This window comes from Enterobacter sp. FUJ80071 (assembly GCF_038739915.1).
GTDB classification, from domain to species: Bacteria; Pseudomonadota; Gammaproteobacteria; order Enterobacterales; family Enterobacteriaceae; genus Enterobacter; species Enterobacter kobei.
Genome location: NZ_JBBXKH010000002.1, coordinates 269,602 through 288,398, shown reverse-complemented (window position 1 = coordinate 288,398; position 18,797 = coordinate 269,602). Strand labels below are relative to the sequence as shown.

Below are 18,797 nucleotides of genomic sequence, written 5' to 3'. Positions count from 1 at the left end.
GATTTATATTTTTAATTTCTTGTTATATTAATATGGGGTGTGCGCAGGTTCAGACATATAAGGTCTTAGTTCTATATGAACAGAAGCGCCATTCCCATCATTTACTACGTTTAAAGGTGCTTTTCCCGGCAATGACATAGTTGCAACGTCAGGTCCAGAAACAGCAAAATTATTTTCTGCTGAAGGCATTACTGTAAAAATCTTTATAGCAACATTTTCATGTCTAAATAATGAAATCCCAAAAGTAGAACCAGCTTCGGTATTGCTCACGTCCACAACCACAGGGGTTTTTCCTAGATATTCATTAGTTAGTATGTTTTTTACTAATGCCCCTTCCGGGACAGTATAGATACGGTATGGATATGCTAAAGCCGTGTGACAAAAACATATTAAAATAACAATTAATGTTTGTTTCATAGATTATCCTCATTCAAAAATAAAAGATATAACTCTTGAAAATCGTGGTTAGTAATTAGGTCCGCTTTTCCGGGAAAATCGTAACTAACAGAAAATAAAAGCGAAAGCGAATCTTTTCCTTTTGCTTTGGGAGAGATTCTGCTAAAAGCACGGTTAATAAACATAAGTTGATCTTCATTGTTGAAGCAAAGTCCAAGCATTCCAACCGTAGGAACTACGAATGTGCTTACGCTGCCTGGGGGCAAAAGTTGCTTACTACGGGCATTGTAAGCACAACGACTACCACCTAGCGTTAGGCCTGAAAGCTCAATAAAACTTCTGGTTCCATTCTTGGCGACAAGCCAAACATCAGTTCCTGAACTTTCGACACGTAAAGTAACTTTTCCGTCAGTAAAGGCCTCACTTTTATTGTATAGAATAGGGTCAAAACCAACTGTCGGGAGTTCTTCGATTTTACTTTCTACTGACTGACAACCAGTCAGTAATGCAAACAATAAAAGTGTGATAACTTTAATCATCCCGCTTCCTTAGATTGTTTTTGGCGCTCGTTATAAAAGATAATGATTCACCGGGGTAGAGAATTGTTTCTTTCGTCCAATAACCATAACCACCGAGGATATTTTTTCTTTTCTCAATATAAACGGGTTCAGAAAATACTAAATGTTGATATTTAGGAAGAGATAAGATTTCATATTTTCCTTGTCCAACTAAGAGGTAATTCTTCTCTTTAGGATTGATGGTTACTGGATTACCAACACTTTGAGGTATGTTAAGTTTTTTTATATTTAGGTCAGAATAGTCAGGAACGGACACTTGATCATTAGACGTATTTCCGGGAAGAGTAAACCCTTTACCCTGATCCGGTCCAAAGATGGCAATTATATCTTTGTTGTTTCTTGTGATCGAAACGATAGCCTGAAGGGGCGTATTAGCAAGGTCATTTATAAACGATATAGTTAGACTTGATTTTGGCTCGACCCAAACAATGCTTTTTCCGGATGTGCCTTCGCTTAATGCAATTTTTTCATTTAGTAAGATTTTATTTTTGGCAATGATATTATACTCAAGTTTTGGTATCACAATAAAAAGTGATTCTTTATTTGAAACATTCATGATTTCTAAGAAATTGGTTTTGGTCATGCTGGTCTTTAGAACAGGCCTATATTTACCATTTATAAACCACCTTCCGTTTATAAGCTCCGCTTTAGCAGATATAAGTGAATCACTTTTCTGTGCGGCAGAAGAAAAAGCATCTTTTCTATGCTCTTTCTCTTGATGTGGTGCAGCTGCTGCGTGAAGATGCAAAAGTAATGTTGAAATTGAGATAATCTTCCAATTTATCTTCATCTTGTTACCTCAATGTTGTTTTCAATCGAATCGAGTTCTAAAGGATAGGTTTTAAGTGAATAAAACTTGTTTGTTGTTTGTATTAGCTGATGACACAATAAAACTGGATTGTTCTTCATGATTATTTCTACTAATGTAAGTGCTGGTGAGTCAGTTTGCGGTATACCCGGAGCAACTATTACCTGGTCTTCTAATTTTGACATATAGAGTGATCCAGTATTTATATGCAAACAATTACCGATCAGTACTGGAAGATTGTTTTGAGTACGACCATGGGCTTTTCGAATGCTGTTTACAGGATTCCTACCTAGGACCATAAGGTTGACGTCATTTATCATCATTGGTATTACGGCATGGTCCATACCGAATAGAAACTGGCTCTGAAAAATATTCACATTGGCATAGTTGAATGCTTGAAGCGCATTATAAGTATCAGTGAATGATGTGCGGATAGGGGCGTAATCAGAAGGGCAAACCCCAATTTTTATATCGCCTTTTAGTAAAATCTGCATCATCGTACCAAGCTGGGTATTAAGAAGTTTTTTTACCTCTTCCTCTAAATAGTAACGATTCACAGCTTTATGCCACTTTCCGCCCATTACACACCATCTCTCATTGAGGTATGTGCTGGGGTAAAATGTTCTCCGGTCTTTGTTTAATGGTAACAATTTTTTTAACATTTCTTCTCCGGCTCCGGCAGCTGAGAAATGCCTCACAAAACGTCCATCGAAAAAGCCACTGTTTATCGCCTTCATCAATTCTATGGGTTCCGGCCCATAGTCAAACAAATTTCCAGTAGAGAAAATTACTATCTCTTCTTCTGGCTTTGTAACTGATTGGATCAAGTTGCACAGCGCAGAGTAATGTCCATGAGGATCTGCCAGAAAGAAAATCCTTCCGGAGAAGTTTGTAAGGTCTATAGTTTGGACGTGCTCAGCTGCCATAAATTCCTCTACGTATGTTTACATCGATGATACGGTATTTCGAACTATGATTTTTTTACAAAAAGGCGTCATTTTGGATTCTAAGCCTAAGGACCTTTGTTACTTACAGGTAAAGGCCCCAGTCCTGGCTCTCAAACAGTTCATACTTAGGATGCAAAGTAACTTTCTGATTATAATTGGCTCCTTTATAAACATGGTTAATACATGAATACAGGAAATTTAACGGTAAGGTATTTAAAATGGAAGGATGCTGAAATAACATAGACTTACGTATTTTTTTAATAGTGTTAATGTTGATAATAGGTCACCATTAATGTATAAAGTTAATATCTAATATGGTCCTATTAATAAAAGAGAGTTTTTATGGCTGAACTATTAAAATCTGAAAGTCCTGTTTCACCATCAGTGCAGGATATCACTGAAGCTTTAAAAATCGTTGTCGATGATGGAAGTAAAGCTGCAAAACTGGTTTGTCTTAATGAAAGAAACGAATTAGTTCCCTTGCTTACACAAAATAGTTTTGTTCCAGATTTCCGTGTTCGCCATGAGGGTCTCAATCCTTTTAACTATCTTATTGATGGGCTGGAAAGGTTTTCGCATCACAGCGAATCTAGTAACTCACTGGAATCGACTGATGTATCTCACCAATACGATGAAATTAGCCGGTTAAATGTTCACCATGCACTTCATGCTTCTGGTTTAGTTCCTCAGGATGTTCACCTCTTTGTTACTTTACCACTTAGCCAGTTCTATACTGCTTTAGGGGAAACGAATATTGAAAATATTCAGAGAAAAAAAGATAATCTGATGAAACCAGTAGAGCGTTATCTTGACGGTAAACGCTATTCTTTTAACGTTTTGTCTGTGACTGTTTTCCCTGAATCTTTACCAGCTGTGACCCGGGCAGATGAAATTGAGGATATTGCTTCATTTGAATCAAGTTTGGTAATTGATCTTGGTGGTACTACTCTTGATGTTGCAAGTATTACTGGGCAATTAGAACAGATTTCGAAAGTAAAAGGTTTTGACCGTATTGGTTGTTCTATTGTTTACGATGAGATCAGCAGGTATCTTGAATCTGAGAAACTGAATACGAGTAATGCTTACATTCATCATCTTGTTGATAATCGTCATGATAAATCAGCTTTGAAGGTTGCAGAGGACAAGCGTGACGGTGTTTTTGATGCGGTAAACTCTGCGGTACAGAAGTTGCAAAGTAAAGTAATCAGAGCGGTTACACAAGTCGAAGAGAGGCCTCATAATGTTTTCCTTGTTGGGGGAGGTTCATATCTCATCGAAACAGCTATTCGTAAACATTTTGAAACGGCTAAAGTTATCATGGTAGACAATCCGCAGTTCGCATTATCTTTGGCAATTGCTGATACTATTTATTCAGAATAATGAGCTAGAACATGGCTAAATACCCTATCTCAAATAAGGCAGATAACGACCGGATTCAGATCCGGTCTTTCTGGATATCCGAAAGAAAAGCACCCTATGTTTATAGTTTCTTGAAAAAAACAGAACTTTGTCATAGGGGTGACCAACTGGATTTAATTAGGTCGGCTATTAGTACCGGGTTGGTATTAAATAATTTATTTCCTGACTTGGCAAATTTTATAAATGGTTTAAACGAAAGATTAACACTTGCAGATCTTAATAGGTTTCTGAATGATGGAAATACTATAGATACTGAACCTAAGCCTCCTATTAATGTATTGCTAGAGAATGTCTTAGATCAAAAGTTTAAGGAGTATTTAACACCTCTACAATTAGATAATTCAAAGCAGGATTCTGTTTCTGTAAAAGAAACCTTCCTTGTACAAAAGGAACATGCCTGCTTTGGTGTGAAGATTGAAAATGAGGGAAGCGATACCTCTATACCATCTGAAAGCCCACTTTCTTCAGGTGCATGGCTTTGTTGAATAAATCGAACTTTTGCTGAGTTGAAGGATCAGATCACGCATCTTCCCGACAACGCAGACCGTTCCGTGGCAAAGCAAAAGTTCAAAATCACCAACTGGCCCACCTACAATAAAGCCCTCATCAACCGTGGCTCCATAACTTTCTGGCTGGATGATGAAGCTATTCAGGCCTGGTATGAGTCAGCAACACCTTCTTCACGAGGCAGACCTCAGCGCTATTCTGACCTTGCCATCACGACTGTGCTGGTCATTAAACGCGTATTCAGGCTGACCCTGCGCGCTGCGCAGGGCTTTATTGATTCCATTTTTTCTCTGATGAACGTTCCGCTACGCTGCCCGGATTACAGCTGTGTCAGCAGGCGGGCAAAGTCGGTTAATGTCAGTTTCAAAACGCCCACCCGGGGTGAAATCGCACACCTGGTAATTGATTCCACCGGGCTGAAGGTCTTCGGTGAAGGCGAGTGGAAAGTCAAAAAGCATGGCCAGGAACGCCGCCGTATCTGGCGTAAGCTGCATCTCGCCGTTGACAGTAAAACACATGAAATCATCTGCGCTGACCTGTCGCTGAACAACGTTACGGACTCAGAGGCCTTCCCCGGGTTAATCCGGCAAACCCACCGGAAAATCAGGTCAGCCGCCGCCGATGGCGCTTACGATACCCGGCTATGTCACGATGAACTGCGGCGTAAGAAAATCAGCGCGCTTATCCCTCCCCGAAAAGGTGCGGGTTACTGGCCCGGTGAATATGCAGACCGTAACCGTGCAGTGGCTAATCAGCGAATGACCGGGAGTAATGCGCGGTGGAAATGGACAACAGATTACAACCGTCGCTCGATAGCGGAAACGGCGATGTACCGGGTAAAACAGCTGTTCGGGGGTTCACTGACGCTGCGTGACTACGATGGTCAGGTTGCGGAGGCTATGGCCCTGGTACGAGCGCTGAACAAAATGACGAAAGCAGGTATGCCTGAAAGCGTGCGTATTGCCTGAAAACACAACCCGCTACGGGGGAGACTTACCCGAAATCTGATTTATTCAACAAAGCCCAGGTGCATCCAAAATTTCAAAAGAAAAGTCCATTTCCTCTGTGGTGCCAGTGCTAGAAAAAGTATCGGATGAAAATCAAACCGCCTCCATAAGCATAAAATCTAAAGCTAAGGCAAACAAGCGACTAGCGACTTTGGCAAGATAGGTGAGAGACAGTACAATCGACTTCTGAGTTCAACTTGTCTTACCAGGAAAGCCAGCATACTTGCTGGCCTTTTTTTTGTTATAATAAACTCAGGCTTCAGCTGAATCTGTAAAATTACTGTTAATGAAACGGTATTTTAGGTTAATTTGGATGCTGTTACAGGAAGTGCGGATTTTTCCTAAATTTGTAAAAAACCTAAGAATTATCTTAATAAATCTGGTACTTAATTATTATTTTACGTAAAAAGTCTTTGTGGTTTAATGGTTATGTAAGGATTTTTTGATACCCTTATACCCGATGGACCTAAGGTCACTGACAACGATGTTCATGTAGAATCTTCGTTTCTGTAATCCCTTTTGTCCTTGTCCCAAATGATTGATTATTATAATAAAGGCTGATCGAATGCTATCTCGCAACTCACTAATACATGGTTTACGCCGAGACCAGTTAATCGGAGTTCTGACTATTTCAGAGTTTCCGGTAGTTATGGTAGAAAGCCACTTCATTCAGTCTGAGGTTATGGGAATAAAACCCGTAATTTTTAATATTGATGAGCTTCTTGTTTCTATATCCCCAATTTCCTCTCTTAAGTTCGATTGGGAGTGGGCCCCAGTTGATACAATACTCATTGAAGTTATCATTCCACCTGTAGAGTCAGACCTTGTAAGTGCAGAAAATGACTTCCTCCGTGATTCTGGTATTGGCCATATCCAGTGCGAGCCTGGCGGAGCATCAATACGACGTACAGTTACCTTCGTTGGTGGAATAACCGCTGATAACTTACTGTATCAGTTGAGGCTTATGTGCGTAAGCGCGTTAAAACTTTTAGGAGAGGAACTGGGGGATGAAGTCTAAGATTAGATATGTTTTATCTGGTTTTGTTGTGTTATGTGCATTTGCTGGAGTTTATAAAATCCTAAACAATGTTACGGTTAAACCTGACCTTTTGGACTTCACTGGAAACACATTTAAAAAGACATCACTCTTCCTGCCATGTGATAAAAGCTCGCCTTCTTTAAACATTAAAATTGCTGATAACGAGAAAATCGTGATCAACGGCATCGCTTCAAAAGTAACTTTTGTTGAAAAGGCTGACCCCGTCAAAAGCCCTGGTTTTTGTGATGATCTTGATCTAAACAATTCTCGCCTTGTACATACGGCATCTTACAGCCTGGTGATTTCTGAAACCAAAACAGGATTTACACTATCAAATTTCAAGCATCTTGCCGATGATGAATCATTAGGCGGTATGTGGTTTTATCAAAAGTGACTTTTTATATGGCAACTTCAGACTTCGCTCTTAAAAACCATAATGTTAAAGCATTTGGTCAGGATGCAGCCCTTGTCATTGAGATGAACAATGAAGATGTTAGCTCATCAAAACCTTCACCTTTTTCAAATGAGATTGATAATTATTATCTTACATTGCACGTCGCTCCAAGGAACGCAAAAAAAGATTATGACTGGGGCTCAAACCGTTCTGTACTTCTAAAATTGTCGACGAATGAAGTTATGCAGATGGCATCTGTATTTCTTAGAATCATGCATACTTTAAAGATTGATAAGAGGAAAACCTCACATCATGGCCACGTCGTATACAAAAATATAAGCGTTACCCCAAACGAGAGGGGCGGTTTGTTGTTATCCGCAGGGATAGTTCCAGTCGATAAAGATGGCTTAAAACCCTTCATGCACATGGTCCCCGTCTCACAAATGGATTGCGTTAAAATTGGCCTCTACATACTTGGATATCTTGCTCAAAAAACGCCCTGGGTAAGCTCCGAGTCTATAATTACCGCGCTTCGCTTATCTGAAGCCAAGAATTCAAAATAGCGCATTAACATACGGAATATACGGAAAAATACAGGTTTTTTTAAATGTTATACGAACGGATATTTCTGTTTTTCATCGTAAAGTGAGTTTAATTTTGCTCAGAAAAACAGGTATTCGTCATGAGAAAATCAGGTTTAGGTTTAGCCCTGTTGTTTTCTTTAATTGCTCCGATTAAAGCGGTCTATGCTGAAGCGATTATGATTTCAGGAAAGCTACAGGCTGATTTGCCAGCCGTATCCTTTGACCCGGGGCCGGGCGACTTTGTTGCATACGTTAATTCTAACACTATCACTGCCTCAGGTGCAGGCACAGCCTGTAATGTAACGGTTGATGATCGAGCGACTTCCTCTGTTGATAACCTCGTTTGTTTTTTTGAGTGGTTACCCAATACCTTGGGATTAACTTCTAACGGCTTCACTCTTTCAGGCGTTCCCAACACCACCGGTGATTTAAAACTACCTTACAAGATTTCTTACTTCTCTGGTTCTGAACGGAAAAAAGTTGAAATAGTAAAAGGTGAATATTCAATCAAAAGTGTGGCACCGGTAAAACCAACTATCACCGGTCTTAAATCATCCCTGAACGGATTAGTCTATGACGGCTTTTCTTTCAAATCGTATTTAAAGGATGAAGCGATCAAAGATATCGCTGTTTCTGTTGAACCCCGCAATTATATTCAATACATCTCAATAGGTTCAGGCTCCGCCTGTGAAGTACCTATTGGCGGAACTTCCTGTACCATTGAAGTTGGAAGCATTAAGGCCAGTGATACAGATGAACTTTTGGGTTCACGTGATATCACAATTACAGCAAACTCTAAGAATAATTATTTCGCACCTCCTGAATCCAAAAAGCTTGTTGTTAACTGGGATTATCGGCCTCCTGTAGTAGACCATACACTTTGGAATTTTACCGATGAGGCTAAAACAATCAAAGTAGGTGGCCAGGACATCTATACCGGAGCCAAAACCGTTGCTGTGGCCGTTAAGGTACCCCAGCAAGAAACAGAAGGTGAATGGTGGCTCCCAACAGCTATGTCGCTCACTATGACTCCGGATGGCGTGTTTAAGCCGACGACTAAAGTGACTTTAGATGATGGCACTGAGATTGATTTCAAACAGTCCTGGGCAACCCCTTTACGTAGAACTTTACAGCCGGTAAGTGGACCTCAAAAAGTCGGTGATGAGTACCTCTATATCTTTGACTTAACGGATCTTATAAACGGGTCCTACGCAGCGACTTTTACAGTAGAAAATACGAGCAAAAACTCTTCTACGTACACTGAGCCTGAAAGCAAACTGATGCTGTCTGATAACCCAACGCTTATGGTTCTCAAAGATGGGCAGGTATTAACTAAACGAGCACCCGTATACTTCCTGAACGAGATTATCGTTGCAGCTTTCCAGGGGCAGGCTGGGGTTGCTGACATAAAATCAGTAACAATAGACAACAAAGTAGTTTCGTTAACACCTACAAATTATAAAGGTATTTACTACCTGCCGGTTGGAGACGATTTAGCAGTTAATTCGGATCACGAGATTACTGTGGTGGCTGAAAACCTTTATGGAAAAAACGTAAATTTCAGTACCGTGTTCACTTATCAACCTACTGGATTCACTCTTAAGAATCTGGAAAAAAACGTAACTCTTTACTCGCGCGTACGTCAGTATACGGACCTGCTTAGTCAAACAGCTGGTGATAAATGCACTCTGTTTACCACAGAGGAAAATGCGAATGCTTACCTCGCCTGGTATGGGGAAAAATCAGATGTTACAGCATGCTACCCTCAGTGGAACAATGTCCCTGATGGGTTGGAGTTCTATTTTAAAGGACGTACCCCGGGTCTAACTGGATTCTTTAATAAAACAGGTGAGAATCTGCTCGACTATCAAGTCTATATGATTAACGGGAAGGGCTCTAAAGCGGTTTCCGCAAGGAATCGCCGTACTCTGACCACACAATTACCATACAACCCGATCATCTCTTACAAAAAGAATAAAGTCATAGCAGGCATCAATCCGAACACTGCTCTGGCTTATACGACCGGGGGGGAGGCCGCTCGAATATTAGCGAAGGTGGTACCAGCTGACGTTACGATGATCGTCTCTCAAAACGGCTCTGAGGCTGTCAAAACGTCATTTAAAAATCGTTCCTCAAACAACGATGCAACGACCTTTGTACAAAGGGTCAAGGTTGCTGCTGCACCATTGTGGACAAAGAACGTCTTTGACATAGCTGTAGAATACTCAAAGGATCCAGAATTAAGAACTACAGACACCCTCAACGTATATACGGTGCCTGATTTCAATATTCGAGCATCGATGGAAGTGGATGACAAAAAAACAGCCACATCTCTTGAAGTGCCCTTAAAGGTAACAGTGGGGCGTTATAACAACTCCACACGTAAAAGTGCATTTGACCGTAAAACAATGGGAGAATGGGACGTCACGATATACTCTCAAAAAAGTGTATACGGCAAAGATCCAGAAACAGGCCGTTATAAAACTACATACGAAAGAACTGCGCTGACTGAAGCATTGCCGGTCAATGATGCGGGCATTGTCGAAACCAAGATTAAAATTGAAAATATGGATCTGGGTAATATGCGTCTGGTTGGTGTGGCTAAGGTCAGATCGCCATTCTCTGATTTTGAAATGAAACGTGAGACCAGTGCTGTAGGCATTCGAATCTATAAAGGTGAGGAACTGGAGGGTAACCTGTCGAAAAGCCTTATTATCGGAAGGATCCCACTTAGTACTCTGGTAAGCTTCAAATCTGCCAGTACGGCTAACTCTGATGCACTCGCCCCCACCGAATGGCAGCAGTCCTCTGATAATGGTCAAACCTGGACCATGCTTTCCGACATGACCGGAAAGAGAAGTGTAAGTATCAAAAAGACAGAAGTAGGAAAGTGGCTTTATAGGGCAAAAATGACTAATAAATTCACATCCAAGATTTCCTACACAGATGCCTTAACGGTAGTTACCTACAAGCAGCCTAAGCTCAGTATAGATGTTACAGACATTCTTCAGGGCTCAGATATACCTGTAACCCTGCTTGATAACGATGAACCTATACCAGCAGGCACCGCTGAGGTTCTCTGGTCAGAGGATAAAGTCAACTGGGTGCAGGGAGATACAACTTACACTGTGGCTTCAGCTGATACCCTACCGTCTACGATTTATGCCCGGATGCGTTACCTTGATTCCGATGAACTGGCAGAGGAGTCTTCATGGAAGGAAACGTCTGCTCGGTTGGCAGCCGCAAAACCCAAGCGCCTTTCTGTCTCGGTAACGGGGGTTTCAAAGGTAGAGGTTGGTCAAAAAGTTACTTTGGAAGGTAAGTTCACGAACCCTAACAGTAAGTACCAGAATGGTAATAACGTAGTTGAAGAATGGAAAACACCGGATGGCCAGACATTTAAGGGCTCTTCACTGTCTGTTACCCTTACTGAGCAAATGTTGGATAAACAGGGATATGCTGCTTTTGAATACAGTGCATGGTTAGCGGACAATAAGGAGAATACGGTTTCTACCCGTAGAGTTTCTGTCAAATCGTGGGTTTATAAATTTCCCGAGATGAAAATAAGCTCCAAACTTAAATACGACATGGCACCGACCACCCTACGCGTTGCGTTGAGCGGTATTAAGGATGGAGACTATCCTGGTGTTACTTATTCCCGTGAATGGATCTACGACAAAGAGAATCTGGTAATCACTAAAGATGAAGGTGACACCAAAGAATTTACAATTGAAAATCCTGGCAAATATACATTGATGGTTGTTTTCAAAGATAACCGAAACAATGAACAGCGTATCGAAAATACCTTTGTTGTCGATGAACAAACGCCAATGAACGTTGAGATGACACCCAAGTTCTCTAACAAATATATGAGAGCTCCACTCGATGTAACCTTAAGGTCAAACATCAAGCTATCTCATTCGGCGGACTCGATAGATACGGTCACATACAAGGTGAACGGTGAAGTAATACCCAGCGGCAAAAATTATTGGGCTCAACTGATCTCGGGTTTAAAAGAAAAGAAATACGAGATTACAATTGATGTTGTTAGTAAACTTGGACAGAGAGGTTCAGCATCTGTTGAGTTTGATGTCGTTAAAAACGCAGTGCCTAATTGTACATTGAGCTACACGGAAACCAACCTAAGCTGGAGCTTTACCAATAAATGTGATGATACTGATGGAAAAATGGTTAGATATGAATGGTTCATCAACGGCGAATTAAGGAACGTTTTCGGTAGTACGGCTACACTTTCTAAAAACCTTAACCGTGGTAAGCAGGACATAAAAGTAATTGCTTATGATGATAGTGGAGACTTTGCAACACAGCACGTGACAGTTTTCGGACCGGCTGAAGAGGCAAGTAAGTCTGAAAACACTGTATCAATACCAAGCAGTGAGTAGTTAATTTTTAAATATAAAGCCGGGACATTATGTCCCGGCTTTTTTATACCCAATAATTGGACCTTTGAAAAATTAATGTCGGAAAGTAACTTTGCTCCAAAGGCATCTTTCATGGCCGCTAACAAAGCTGCGTATACATGCTGAGGAATTAACATTCTTATAGGTGAATATTAGGTTAGTTTGCAGACTTCCGAGCGTTGAAAAACATGGATAATAGTTACTTGGATAGAGGTGCATCTGCCTAGTAAAAATATTCTTCAGTGCCAGTGAGAAAAATATGAGCGACTACATACCTAAAAAGAGAGGGCTGCTTATACTGGATTGGTATGTCCCCCTTAATATTTTATTGCTGATTCTCGTTATGTGTGTCTTTTTCACCCGTTATACATTTGGATACGGTTTATTGAATGGGTGCCTGCCTGCTGATTTTTATATGATTGATCATTCGGATAAAAGTATTAAAACTGGTGAACTCATAGCATTTAACATGCCGAAATCGGTACGTTTTATCCCAGAAAATGAACGAGTCATAAAAATTGTTGCCGGTGTGGGCGGTGACAAACTTAAAGTAACAATGGATGGGGTTTATAACGGGGACAAATTTTTTGAAGCTAATGCACGTCGTATTTCGAAGAAATACAATATTCCGTCCATTTTGATTGAAAAAGAATTGATAATTCCTGAAGGCGAAGTTTTCCTAATTGGGCAAACCGATCACTCATGGGATTCCCGTTTTTGGGGAACAGTAAAGCTGAATTCAGTAATTGGGAAAACATATGCGATCTTTTAATGTAAATAAAAAATATTTACCAATACTTCCTGGACTTGCGTTATGTGCAGTTTTAAGTAATACAAATGCAAGCACTGAGTATCAACATGATGCTGACCTAATCGCTCAGCAAGCAAAAGGGCTTGGGGCACAGGCTAAAGGTGCACAGCAGCCAGATGGGGCTCTTAGCCTTGATGCTACGCTAAAATCACCAGATGTGCAGAAGTACATAGCGCAAGCTGAAGCACTCCAAAAAAACCAGGACCTGAGCAAGCAAATAAACCGTGGTTACGTCCCCGGTATGAATGCGGATAGTGTTCAAGCAGTTATAGACCATACCCAGGCTATCAGGGCCCAAAGTAATAACTCTGAAGCTGTCAACGATATAATTAGAAGACGTGATGAAATTCAAGAAAACGCCAGCCTTAATGAAGCGGCTCTGAAAGCTGTGGAAAATAAGCCGGAAGTCATGCGAGGACAATCTAAAAATATCGAAAAATTGTTTGGTTCCTCGGGCATCACAGCTGCTGACTTCGAAAGAAAAATGGATAGCACACGTGAAGAAGCACTATCAACTGAAAATGGAATAACGATCTTTGCTTCATTTAGCTTGCCGGATTATGTACTGGAAGACCTTCTACGTACGGCCTCAGAGCATAAAGCTCGTGTAGTTTTCAATGGTCTAAAGAAAGGAACTACTCGGCTACCAGAGACACAGGCAGCAATAAACCAAATGATTGTCAAAGGAAAATTTGAATCTCCTTTGATTACAATTGATCCTGATAGCTTCAGTCAGTATCAAGTAACTCAAGTACCGACAATTATTTCTAGGGAGCAAGCTCGTTTTGCAAAAATGGTAGGCTCCTTCAACGTTGAGTTTTTTCAGCGAGAACTTGCTAAAAAACCCGATCAGGATATTTTCCCGGTTGCTGGTACCACTTATCCCGTTGAAGAAAAGAGCATCATTAAAGAACTGGAAGAACGTGCACAAAAATATGACTGGGAAGGTGCAAAAAAAAGGGCCGTTTCTGACACATGGAAAAATCAATGGATGGTCGACCTCCCTCCTGCCCAGGAACACAAAGAATTTTTAATTGACCCTACAGTGAGGGTCACTCAGGACGTAAAAGATAAGCAGGGCCGTGTAATAGCTTCCGCCGGTGAGTTGATTAATCCACTTTCGAGATTTCCTCAAAACCTGACGATGATAATTTTCGATCCACTCAATCCGGGCCAGCTGGTATGGGCTGAGCAGCAGTATCGACAACGTCTGGGTAGTGGAAAAGTAATGCCAATGTTTACCCGTATCCAAAAAGATAATGGATGGGATCACCTAAATGATTTACGTGAAAAATTTAACGGTAAGGTGTTTAAAGTTAACGAACAGATCATCTCACGCTTTCAGATTAAAAACACACCTGCGCTTATAACTACTGACCAAGATAAATTCCGGATCACCCTGTTTAGCGAGGCAGAAGTCCGTGGTATCGGAGCCCCAAATCTTTCAGAGGAAAAATAAGATGAAACTCGGATTTATTATAGGCGCTCTCTTTGCAACATGGCTGACGCTAAATTATCCGGACCAGATGAGAAGTTATTTTACCAAAGCCGTCGACTATATCGAAAGTGTTGCAACATTTATTACATCCAAGTGAGCATGATGGTGAAAAAATTCAAAAAGTTACTTTTAGAGTTCATTGTAGCAGTTATGCTTTCGCTTTCTATACCGGGTATGGCTATGGCAGCAGATGCTGGAGTCCCTGGGGCTATGTGTCAGTCAGCTGGAGTGTGGCAGGGCTTGATTAAGAATATCTGTTGGAGCTGCATTTTTCCCATGAGGATAATGGGCATAGGGGCAGCTCCAGAAGGCGCTGCTCCTTCACGTCCGGGTTGCTACTGCACAGATCAGAACGGCGTACCGGAAATAGGTTGGCAATTGAGCTTCTTTCAGCCGGTGAAGATTGTTGAAGTTGTAAAGAGCCCCTGGTGCAGCCCCTTTCTTGAAGGCACGATGCTTCAAAAATCGCAGTTTGATATTGGTAAAAGCAACACAAATCAGCCAATGACAGCAACTGAAGCCGGATTTTACGATGTTCATCTTTGGGAGTTCCCAATCATGACAATGCTCAAATTACTGATTATTGGCGAGTGCACTGCTGAACCCTATATAGATGCCAGCCTGACCTATATAAGCGAAGTGGACCCTATGTGGGAAAGTGATCTGCTTACACTCGTCCTGAATCCAGAGGCAGTAGTTTTTGCAAACCCAATTGCCTCAATGGTGTGCGCTGCTGACTGTGTAGCAGTAACAGCAGGAAAGGATAATCTCGCTGCATACTTTTGTGCCGGATGCGATGGCAACCTTTATCCATTAACCGGCCACATTTACGCAAATGATGACGCTGTAAGGACGAGTTCACTGATAACCCAGCGTCTTCTGACTAAACTACATCGCCAGGGAATGCTGATGCGAACGATGGGAGCAGACGCAATGTGTGAGAAAACGTGGGAATACTTTACACCTCGTTCCCAGTATCGGCTTTCAATGCTTTTCCCAACTCCTGAGGCGAAAGGGCCGGATTGCTGTCATCGTCTTGGTGATTCGGTACATGACTGGTCAACCCTTAAAGGTGGGCGCAAAAAAATAGGCAATGATAATTATGTCTATATGTTGTGGCGTTACAATGACTGTTGCGTCAGATATATACCAGGCGCTTGATTTCTAAGGGTAAAAATAATGAAACTTAGAAAAACGATAGCTTCAACTATTATTGCATCAATGATTGCCAATACTATGAGTTGGGCTTTTTATATCTCTCTCATAAATATGGTAATGACTCCTCGTATTTATGCGGCAGACGCTATATTTGACCAGCTCGAAAGTAACTTTAATCTTGCTAATCCTAACGCAAATCGCAATGCGACAACCAGTGCTCAGGACATTGTTGAGAAGTACAAGAATGCGGATTCAGGCGAGAATGTCAGTGGGAAGATCACCGAGAAATACGTGGGTAAAGCCGAATCCGCTAATCTTAATCTCGGAAAGTATGGGGCAGGGAACTCAAATGAAAGTGTCATGAAAAATGCCGCATCCGATGGAAAGTCCATTGGTAGCGCCGTACAACTGCCGAGTATGTCTGGAGGGACAATCAATTCAAACTATACCAAGGAAGGGGCAAAGCTGCTCTCTCGGGATGCTAATGGCAACATTGGTATAAGCAGTAATCCCAATACTACTCCTGGAACCAAAACAAATACCGGAGAGATTTTCAGCTCAGAGCAAAAGCACAGCGATATTAAGTTCAATGCCGCAGATCGTTATGGGGATGAGGATGGCTTTGTAAACGATATAAAGAATCGGAAAAGCCAGTTATTTGATGCTCAAAGTTATGATGGCGTTGCCTACCGCACCCTCGTAAATGCTAACAAGGACAACCCGGCATCATCTATAAAGCCTAACGATCCCATGTTTACTGCGGGGAGAAATGAGATAACAAATGCTGTTGCTGGTACTGGAAACTGGCTTCAGAACTGTAATGTTGAGACCTCTAAAAAAACAGTAACCACACACTATCCTGATTACAAAGAGTTCTACTGTAACTCGCCTAAGCAAGATAACTTCAGCAGCTGCACGATAACCCGTGATTTTTCAGTCCCTGTTTACATTTCAGGCGGAAACGGAGACATGTCGATGTGCGGCGATAATTGTGTGCGTATATGGTTTGGTCGCCGTGATGACAACTACTGGAGTGACGGGGTATATGATAACGAACTGACATTAAAATTCCATCCGGATGCAAAATTGGCCTCAGCAAAGATTGTTAACGCGGAGTGGGATGACCACATGCGGGTAACACTTGATGGCACGCAGATTTTTGCTCACATAGATGGTGCATATCGAGAAAGTGACTATCCGGCTCCTAAGGGATCTTGGGAGTTAAAAAAATCGTGGAAACTCGACAAGGTTTACGATGTGACTGATAAGGTCAGAAAATCGGTGTATGAGGAGCCTGATCGAGAAGTGACAATGGCATCCAGAGTATGGGTTGGTGGGAAGGGTGAAGGGTATTTTGAGGTTGAGCTGACTTTTGAAAATATGAAGCTCGAAGATAAGCACGTCCAGGAACCAGCTGGTTGTTACGATGCTGTACAAGCTCCGAATACATTCTGCCGTTTCGATCGGTTTAAAGATATGGATGTTGGCACAAAACGGCTTCCGGAAAGCGTGCTTTCATTGGCAAAGCCTCTGTATGAAGGTGATAAAGGATTTCTTACCTGGAAGACAAACCTTGAAGGCTACTTTTGTGATCCATTGGCCAAAGACAAAATTTGCTCTTATGACGCTAGTGGAAAAATTATGAAAGACGCTAATGGAAAGGACCTCTGTTACAACTATGAAGAAATAAAGAGTATGCCTGATGCATGTAGTGCTTATAAAAATGATGCAGCATGTGTACTCGATAAACAAACATGTGCAGAGGGTTGGTTCGATGAGGGCACTAACAGTTGCTACATGTATGAACAGAAATACACCTGTGACAGAGGGAAGGATGTAGTTCGGGAGGTTGAATCTTCTACAAATGCCTGTGTTGGCATGATCCCATGTTCAGGTGGAACATGCGAAACTGGGCCAAAGGAAGAGAACAACGATTTTGGAAAAGTTGCGGCTTATTCAAACATGGTTCAGTACATGCAGGGCGAAGCCAAATGCGAAGACCCTAACGATGCCAATTCATGTTCCGTCTTTGAAGGAAAACCTGAATGGTGTGGTCGTTCAGTAGGCTTTGTAAATGGCCTGGCAAAGACGGACTGCTGCGAAGCACCACAGGGAACCGCAGGAGCACTTGAAGGTATCATGCTTGCCGGATCTATGATCAGAAACACAAACTGGACCAGAGTTAATGCTCAGCTAATAAAATGGACCGGCGGTGATACAGGTACATGGGCTTCTATGTCTAATGCGGTCGGAGAGTGGACTGCATCAGCTGGTAAAACAGTAGGGCAAATGTGGAACAACGTCACGAGCTCCTTAACGAGCGTATATGAAAACGTCGCTGGTAATCTAAGCAGGGCAGTTGGGTCTTCCGCAACTTCTGGAGGGGCAGGAGGTGCTGGCCAGTTGGCACAGGAAACAATGTCCAGCTTCGGTATAGGTCAGCTTAAGCAGATGGCAATGAAGAAAGCCTACGAATTGCTACCAGATACAGTTCGTGACTTTGTCTTTAAGAACGTTGCTACTACCGGAGGAGAGGTTGTCTTCTCGGCTGCGGTTCAAAACTTTATGCTTGCATTAAACGTGATCGGTTGGATTTATACAGCCTATCAGGTCACTAAAATGCTTTTAGAAATGTTGGTAGCATGCGACCAGAAAGAGATGGAAGCTTCTATTCATAAGAATCAAAAATCCTGTTTTACATTAGATACGGAACGATGCGTCAAATATCTGAATGTTGGTTTCACAAAGAAATGCGTTAAAAAAGCAACAGACATGTGCTGTTATAATTCCATGTTGTCACGCGTTATTATGCAACAAGCTTATCCGCAATTAGGAATAGACCCTGTCGCCTCTAATTGCGTGGGGCTATCAATAAAGCAAATACAGCAACTGGATTTCGATAAAATTGATCTGACGGAGTGGATTAATGATGCAGTTCAGGTAGGAGAAGTTCCTGATCAATATTCAAAATTCTCCGAAGAATCAATTGTGGAAAACTTACCATTCCAGAATGAGAACTATCAACTTCCATCAGAACGTACCAAGGAAGCAATGGGCGGTGAAGAAAATATGATAAAGGCCAGACAAGAAAATGCTCAGGCTATAAAAGAGGAAAATGTAGATTGTAGCTATTTACCTCGACCGGCCATATGTGAGGTAGGTTCAACTACGCTGGATCCGGTTACGGGCAAGCAGTTGCCGAAATATTGAAGAAGGGGCCGTTAGGCCCC

15 protein-coding genes are annotated in these 18,797 nt (G+C 41.7%); 11 read left to right on the top strand and 4 right to left on the bottom strand.

Going from position 1 to position 18,797, the window contains the following annotated elements; all coding sequences use genetic code 11:
* Positions 1-27: 27 nt before the first annotated feature.
* From AAER43_RS24630 to AAER43_RS24615, 4 genes are read right to left on the bottom strand one after another with little or no spacing between them, the layout of a single operon-like run.
* Positions 28-417: a hypothetical protein gene (locus tag AAER43_RS24630; protein ID WP_000815011.1), complete on the bottom strand. Its 390-nt coding sequence runs from the start codon at positions 415-417 to the stop codon at positions 28-30.
* Positions 414-935, bottom strand: a complete 522-nt coding sequence (locus AAER43_RS24625; RefSeq protein ID WP_000598517.1) for a hypothetical protein — start codon at positions 933-935, stop codon at positions 414-416. The genes AAER43_RS24630 and AAER43_RS24625 overlap by 4 nt, the downstream gene beginning before the upstream one ends.
* Complete coding sequence (locus AAER43_RS24620) at positions 928-1,764, bottom strand: hypothetical protein (RefSeq protein WP_000700976.1); 837 nt, start codon at positions 1,762-1,764, stop codon at positions 928-930. Before AAER43_RS24620 ends, AAER43_RS24625 begins: the two co-directional genes overlap by 8 nt.
* A complete protein-coding gene (locus AAER43_RS24615) occupies positions 1,761-2,708 on the bottom strand; it encodes a metallophosphoesterase (RefSeq protein WP_000718595.1) in 948 nt (315 codons plus the stop codon). Before AAER43_RS24615 ends, AAER43_RS24620 begins: the two co-directional genes overlap by 4 nt.
* Positions 2,709-3,071: 363 nt before the next feature.
* Between AAER43_RS24615 and parM the strand changes: the two genes are divergently transcribed.
* The 11 genes from parM (at position 3,072) to trhN (ending at position 18,777) form a co-directional block, all read left to right on the top strand.
* Complete coding sequence (parM, locus tag AAER43_RS24610) at positions 3,072-4,109, top strand: plasmid segregation protein ParM domain-containing protein (protein WP_000818954.1); 1,038 nt, start codon at positions 3,072-3,074, stop codon at positions 4,107-4,109.
* A gap of 11 nt (positions 4,110-4,120) precedes the next feature.
* Positions 4,121-4,633: a hypothetical protein gene (locus AAER43_RS24605; protein ID WP_001151875.1), complete on the top strand. Its 513-nt coding sequence runs from the start codon at positions 4,121-4,123 to the stop codon at positions 4,631-4,633.
* A 66-nt stretch (positions 4,634-4,699) separates the two neighbouring features.
* Positions 4,700-5,623: an IS5-like element IS903B family transposase gene (locus tag AAER43_RS24600; protein ID WP_001118619.1), complete on the top strand. Its 924-nt coding sequence runs from the start codon at positions 4,700-4,702 to the stop codon at positions 5,621-5,623.
* A 604-nt stretch (positions 5,624-6,227) separates the two neighbouring features.
* Entirely contained in the window at positions 6,228-6,680 is a 453-nt protein-coding gene (gene hdtA, locus AAER43_RS24595) for a H transfer determinant A (RefSeq protein WP_000952689.1), read from the top strand.
* Positions 6,670-7,095 carry a htdF gene (locus AAER43_RS24590; protein WP_087878620.1) on the top strand — a complete coding sequence of 142 codons (426 nt, stop codon included), beginning with the start codon at positions 6,670-6,672 and terminating at the stop codon, positions 7,093-7,095. The genes hdtA and AAER43_RS24590 overlap by 11 nt, the downstream gene beginning before the upstream one ends.
* Before the next feature lie 8 nt (positions 7,096-7,103).
* Complete coding sequence (locus tag AAER43_RS24585; RefSeq protein WP_000235773.1) at positions 7,104-7,658, top strand: plasmid transfer protein; 555 nt, start codon at positions 7,104-7,106, stop codon at positions 7,656-7,658.
* A gap of 119 nt (positions 7,659-7,777) precedes the next feature.
* Positions 7,778-12,082, top strand: coding sequence for an IncHI-type conjugal transfer protein RSP (gene rsp / locus AAER43_RS24580; protein ID WP_001232109.1), 4,305 nt, complete (start codon positions 7,778-7,780; stop codon positions 12,080-12,082).
* Positions 12,083-12,359: 277 nt separating this feature from the next.
* Complete coding sequence (trhF, locus tag AAER43_RS24575; protein WP_001286760.1) at positions 12,360-12,872, top strand: IncHI-type conjugal transfer protein TrhF; 513 nt, start codon at positions 12,360-12,362, stop codon at positions 12,870-12,872.
* The gene (locus tag AAER43_RS24570; RefSeq protein ID WP_001256132.1) at positions 12,859-14,370 is read left to right on the top strand and encodes a TrbC family F-type conjugative pilus assembly protein; all 1,512 of its coding nucleotides are present in this window, start codon (positions 12,859-12,861) and stop codon (positions 14,368-14,370) included. The genes trhF and AAER43_RS24570 overlap by 14 nt, the downstream gene beginning before the upstream one ends.
* Positions 14,371-14,514: 144 nt before the next feature.
* Positions 14,515-15,570 carry an IncHI-type conjugal transfer protein TrhU gene (gene trhU, locus AAER43_RS24565; RefSeq protein ID WP_181231580.1) on the top strand — a complete coding sequence of 352 codons (1,056 nt, stop codon included), beginning with the start codon at positions 14,515-14,517 and terminating at the stop codon, positions 15,568-15,570.
* 18 nt (positions 15,571-15,588) lie between these two features.
* Positions 15,589-18,777 (top strand): IncHI-type conjugal transfer protein TrhN, encoded by a 3,189-nt coding sequence (gene trhN, locus AAER43_RS24560; RefSeq protein ID WP_000776701.1) that lies wholly within the window; start codon positions 15,589-15,591, stop codon positions 18,775-18,777.
* Positions 18,778-18,797 lie beyond the last annotated feature (20 nt).